Origin of the sequence: Spirillospora sp. NPDC049652 (assembly GCF_040675125.1) — a bacterium.
Lineage (GTDB): Bacteria > Actinomycetota > Actinomycetes > Streptosporangiales > Streptosporangiaceae > Spirillospora.
The window spans coordinates 1-5,500 of the sequence record NZ_JBFAOF010000464.1 but is presented as its reverse complement, the minus strand read 5'-3'; the positions used below and the strand labels follow the sequence as shown (position 1 = coordinate 5,500).

Below are 5,500 nucleotides of genomic sequence, written 5' to 3'. Positions count from 1 at the left end.
GGCCGTCGCGACCGTCCGGGCGACCGCGCCGTCGAGGTCGGAGCCGTCCGCGCGGAGCTCGTCCCGGAACCGGGTCACCATCAGCAGCCCGTAGTCGATCGCCAGGCCGAGCCCGAGGATCGTCACCACGTTGACCGAGAACGTCGAGACGTCGGCGAAGGCGGTGACCGCGCGCAGCACCGCGAACGACCCGAGCGCGACGAGCACGCCCACGGCGAGCGGCAGCGACGCGGCGACCAGGCTGCCGAACACGACCACCAGCAGGACGACGAGCAGCGGCATCGAGACGCTCTCGGCGCGCGCGATGTCCCGGCCGGCGCGGGCGTTGACCTGCTCGGTCATCGCGGTCACCCCGCCGAACCGGACGGTCGTCCCGGGCACGGCGAACGCCGGTTCGACCTTCTTCAGCGCCTTCACCCGCTCCTGGTCGACGCGGGACGCGAACCGCACGGTCACGTACGTCGCGTGCCGGTCCCGCGACACGAACGCCGGATCGCCGGTCGACCAGAACGTGCGGAGTTCGGTGATGCCGGTGCGCGGCACGGCGTCCACGGTCTTCCGGATGGCCGCCGCTACGGACGGGTCGTCCACCGTGCGCGCGCCCGTGTCGTAGAGGACGACCACGTCGGGCGCGTGCCGTCCCAGCGGACCCGCCAGGACCCGGTCGGCGGCCACCGAATCACTCTTCGGGTCGTCGAAGCCGGCGCCGCCCGTCAGGGACCCGAACACGCCCGTCCCCCACACCCCGGCGAACACCGCGAACGCCAGCGAGGCGACCACGACCCAGCGCCGCCGCCGGGCCGTGAACCGGCCCAGCGCGGCGAACATCGTCTGCTCAGTCATGCCGGCCAGCGTCGCGGCCGCCGCCGGGCGGGCGCTTCAGCCGGACGGCCCGTCCACGCGACCGATCGGAGGTTCCACGCGACCGAAGAGCCCGCGCGGGACCGGCTGGACGGTCCAGGGCGGCGCGGCCGGACGGCTGGAGCAGAGCGGCCAGGCGGACGGGCCGAGCGGCCGGACGGACGGACTCCAGCGGCCAGGCGGACGGGCGAAGCGACCGGGAGGACCGGCACGGGCGGCCGGGAGGACCGGGCCCGGGCGGCCGGGTGGGCCGGGGGCGGTGGCCGGGTGGAGGAGAGGCGGGTCGTCCGCGCGGAGGAGCGTGCGCCCGTTCCGTCCGGTTTAGGCTCGTGCCGTGGCCGGGACTTGGGGACGGGCGCGGATCGCGCGGCTGATCGCGATGGCCTGCGCGGTCGGCTACCTGCTGCTGATGCGCGGGCCCGGCACCCCGCACGCGCTCGCCGAGTGGACGATCGGGGCCGCGGCGCTGGGCGTGCTCGCCGCGGCGGCGCGGTGGCCGCTCGCGGCGGCGTTCGTCCAACCGGTTCTGCTGGTCCTCGCCGCGCGGTACGGGTCGGGCACGCCGATCGTGGAGAAGGTCGCGGCGAGCGTCGCGGTGTTCGAGGTGACCCTGCGGCGCGACCGCCGCGAGGCCGCCCTGGCGCTGGCCGCGCTCGGCGCCGGGTACACGGCGATGTGGGCCGGAGAGGCGGTGCAGGACATGGCCTCGCTCGCCTACAAGGGCACCGTCATGCTGGCGCTGCCGGTGCTGCTGGCCGCGTACCTGCGGTCGGTGGAGAACGAGGCGAAGGCGGCGCGCGAGCGCGCGGCCGAGGCCGAACGGCGCCGGGAGCTGGCCGAGCACGCGACCCGGATGGCCGAGCGCACCGCCATCGCGCGGGAGCTGCACGACATCGTCGCCCACCACATGGCGTCGATCGTCCTGCGGGTCGGCGTCGCCCGGCACGTCTTCGCGAACCCGGCCCCTCCCGCACCGGAAGCCGTCGATCCGCGATCTGGTGCGACGGACGGCGACAAGGCCCTGACCAGGACGGACGCCGCGGTACCGGACCCGCGCGTCGGCGCGGTGCTGGACGACGTGCACGGCAGCGCCACGACCGCGCTCGCCGACCTGCGCCGCCTGCTCGCCGCGCTGCGCGCCGACCCCGGCCGCGACCTCGGCACGCTGATGACCGACCCCGGGGACCTGCCCGCCGCGCTCGCGGCGGTCGTCGACCGGGCCGAACGGGCGGGGGTGAAGGTGGACGCCGAGGTCGGCGCGGACCTGACCCGGCTCGACGCGGTGCGGGCGCTGACCGTGCTGCGGCTCGTCCAGGAGGGGATGACGAACGTGGTGAAGCACGCCGGGCCGGGCACGGCCGTCCGGCTGGAGGTCGCGGCCGACGGCGAGGGGCGGGTGCGGGTGGAGCTGGCGAACGACCTGCCGGACGGCGCGTCCGCCGAGGGGTCCGGGCACGGCCTGCCGGGGATGCGCGAGCGCGTCGAGCTGGCGGGCGGGACGCTCTCGGTCGGGCCGTCCCCGGACGGCTGGCGGCTGGCCGCGCTGCTGCCCGCGGGAGGCGCCGCGTGATCCGGCTGATGATCGTGGACGACCAGCACCTGGTCCGGTCCGGGCTGCGGATGCTCTGCGACTCCGCGCCGGACCTGGAGGTGGTCGGGGAGGCCGCCGACGGGCACGAGGCCGTCCGGCTGGCGGCCCGGCTCGCCCCCGACCTGATCCTGATGGACCTGCGGATGCCGCTGCTGAACGGCACCGCCGCGACCGAGCGGATCCTGCGCGACCGGCCGGCCACGGTCGTGGTCGTCCTCACCACCTTCGACGACGACGACCATCTGTACCCGGCGCTCGCGGCGGGCGCGCGCGGCTTCCTCGCCAAGGACGTCGAGCCCGCGCAACTGCTGGACGCCGTGCGCCGCGCGGCGGCGGGCGACACCCCGTTCAGCCCGCGCGCGCTGCGCCGCCTGGTGGAGCAGGCGGTCGCCGCGCGCGACGCCCGGACGACCGGGCCCGAGACGCCCGCGCCCGACCTCACCGACCGCGAACGCGAGGTGTTGGCGCTGGTCGCCGCGGGTCTGGCGAACGCGGAGATCGCCGCGCGCCTCCACCTCGGCGTCACGACGGTCAAGACGCACCTGGCGAGCCTGCTGGTCAAGACGGGTTGCCAGAACCGCGTGCAGCTCGCCGTCCACGCGGCCCGCAACGACCTCGTGGACGTCCTCCCCGCCGACCGGTAGCGGTCTCGGCTTCGGGGCGAAAAGCGGTACCACGCCCTAAGCGGTACTGGTTCATAATGGGACATGACGTCCGCCCCGGAATCGCTCATCGCCCTGTTCGACCACGCCTGGACGCGCACCCGCGACCGGCTCTCCGGGCTCACCGACGCCGAGTACCTGTGGGAGCCCGTCCCGGACGGCTGGACGCTGCGCCCTGACGCGTCCGGGCGCTGGCACATCGACGCCGACGGCGGCGGAGGTCCCGCCCCGGACCCGGTCCCGGTCCCGACCATCGCGTGGCGGATGAACCACGTCGCGCTCGCTTTCGTGGACTTCGGCGAGCGCCTGTTCAACGCGCGCAACATCACCATCGACGACGTCGAGTTCTCCGGCACCGCCGACGGCGGCGTCGCGTTCCTGGAGGACGCCTACCGCGGCTGGCGCGAACCGCTCGGCAAGCTGGCCGGCGACGACTGGTGGCGTCCCGGCGGCCCGCCGTTCTTCGCCTACGCCGACACCCCCGCCTACGACGTCGCCCTCCACGTCCTGGACGAGTTCATCCACCACACCGCCGAGATCGGCGTCCTCCGCGACCTCTACGGCCGGGTCACCTCGATGACCTGATCCCGTGAGATCGCGTGGGGCCGGAAGCTGATCGTTTGGGCATTGAGCAGAGTTGATCTCCGCGATACGGTCATGCCGGGGGTAAAGCCGCGGTAAAGCTACTGCGGTCCGTTCGGCGCGTGCGGGGGGCACGATGAGCTTCGCGGGACCATGCAAAGTGGTGGTCGTCGTTGGCGCTGGCCTCGGCGGCACCGCCACAGCCGTCCGGTTGTTGCGGTTCGCGAGGGAGCCGCTGCAGGTCGTGGTGGTCGAGCGGCGGCCCGAGTACCGGAGCGCGGGCGTCGCCTACCACCGGTCCGGCAACCACTGGCATCACGTGTTCAACATCCAGGCCGGCCGCATGTCGATGTTCCGGGAGGACGTCGACGACTTCCTGGGCTGGGCCAACCACGAGGCCGACCGGACGGGCTGGCCCGCCGAGTGGAGCGGCTTCACCTTCACCGAGTCCGGCCCGGCGCCCCGCCGCATCTACGCCGACTACCTCACCGCCCGGCTCGCCGAGGCCGTCCGCGAGGCGTCGATCGGCGTGACGCTGCGCGAGGTGGACGGCGAGGTGGTCGACATGGCCGTCGTCGCCGACGCGGTCGACGTCGTCATCGACGCCGCGCCTGACGCTTCCGCGCCGGATTCGGACTCCGCGCCGGATCCGGATTCCGGGCCGTCCCGGACGACGCTGCGGGCCGACCATGTCGTCCTGGCGACCGGCCTGGAGGAGCGGGAGCTGCCCTTCGCGGCCGACGTGCGCGACCATCCCGCGTTCGTGCGCCGCCCGTACTCCGAGGAGGGGATCGAGCGGGTGCTCGGCGTGCGGAAGGACGCCGAGGTCGCCATCGTCGGGACGCTGCTCAGCGCCTACGACTCGGCGTCGCTGCTGCTCCGGCGCGGCCACACGGGCACGATCCACATGATCTCGCGGTCCGGGCTGACGCTCCGCACGTATCCCGCGGACCACCGCCACCGCGTCCTCGACCTGCCGGAGCCGCGGTTGCGGGCCGGCGGGGACGAGGGCCGCGACACGCTCGTCCGGCGCCTCATGGACGAGTGGGCACGAGTCTGCGCCCTCGTCGCCCGCGAGTACCCGGACCTCGACCCGGCGGTGGTGAGCGAGCACGTCGCCAAGTCCTGGGAGTCCCATCTGCCCGAGGTCCTGGCCGAGGTCCCCACCCCGGACCTGCGCGCCCTGCTCGACGGGCACGGGAGCCTGCTCGCGACGCTGCGGGTGTGCGCCGTCCCGTACATCACCGAGCTGGTCGGCCCCGCGCTGGCCGATGGCGGCCAGGTCGTCCTCACCACCGGACGGGTCGCCGGGATCGCCGACACCGGGAACGGGACGCTGCGGGTGTCGGTGGCCGGGCCCGAGGCGACGCGGACGATCGACGCGGACCTGGTGATCGCGAACTTCGGCCGCGAGACCGACTACGAACGCGTCGGCTCGGCGCTGTGGCGGAACCTGCTGCGCAAGGGGATCGCCGTGCCGCACCGACGCACCGGACGCGGCGTCCAGGTGGACGAGAACGGCGTCCTCATCGGCGCGGACGGCACGCCCTCCGGTCCCGTCTCCGTGGTCGGCTGCCCGCGCGAGGGCGACGAGATCGTCCGGTACGGGCGGCTGGGCGCGTTCGCGTTCAACCTCGCCGCCATCAAGAACCACTCGGTGGGCGTCGCGGCGACGGTGCTGCACCGGCTCGAATCCTGCTTCGACGCGTCGAGCTGGACTGGAACGACGCCGCCTGGCTCAACCCGCCCCTCGCCACCGCCGTCGACGGCACAGATCTGCTCGTCACCACCCGGGAGAACACCG

At 74.5% G+C, this 5,500-nt stretch carries 5 protein-coding genes; 4 read left to right on the top strand and 1 reads right to left on the bottom strand.

All coding sequences use genetic code 11. The features are described from left to right. The coding region (locus AB0J52_RS25270; protein ID WP_500184690.1) for an MMPL family transporter at positions 1-843 on the bottom strand (843 nt) is incomplete at its 3' end. 352 nt (positions 844-1,195) lie between these two features. Between AB0J52_RS25270 and AB0J52_RS25265 the strand changes: the two genes are divergently transcribed. The 4 genes from AB0J52_RS25265 to AB0J52_RS25250 form a co-directional block, all read left to right on the top strand. Beyond that, positions 1,196-2,431, top strand: a complete 1,236-nt coding sequence (locus AB0J52_RS25265) for a sensor histidine kinase (RefSeq protein ID WP_500184689.1) — start codon at positions 1,196-1,198, stop codon at positions 2,429-2,431. Then, on the top strand, positions 2,428-3,096 hold the full coding sequence (locus AB0J52_RS25260; RefSeq protein WP_500184688.1) for a response regulator: 669 nt from the start codon (positions 2,428-2,430) through the stop codon (positions 3,094-3,096). Before AB0J52_RS25265 ends, AB0J52_RS25260 begins: the two co-directional genes overlap by 4 nt. 63 nt (positions 3,097-3,159) lie before the next feature. Further along, on the top strand, positions 3,160-3,699 hold the full coding sequence (locus tag AB0J52_RS25255; protein ID WP_500184687.1) for a DinB family protein: 540 nt from the start codon (positions 3,160-3,162) through the stop codon (positions 3,697-3,699). 160 nt (positions 3,700-3,859) lie between these two features. Next, positions 3,860-5,500 (top strand): FAD/NAD(P)-binding protein (locus tag AB0J52_RS25250; protein WP_500184686.1); only part of this gene is annotated, 1,641 nt, incomplete at its 3' end.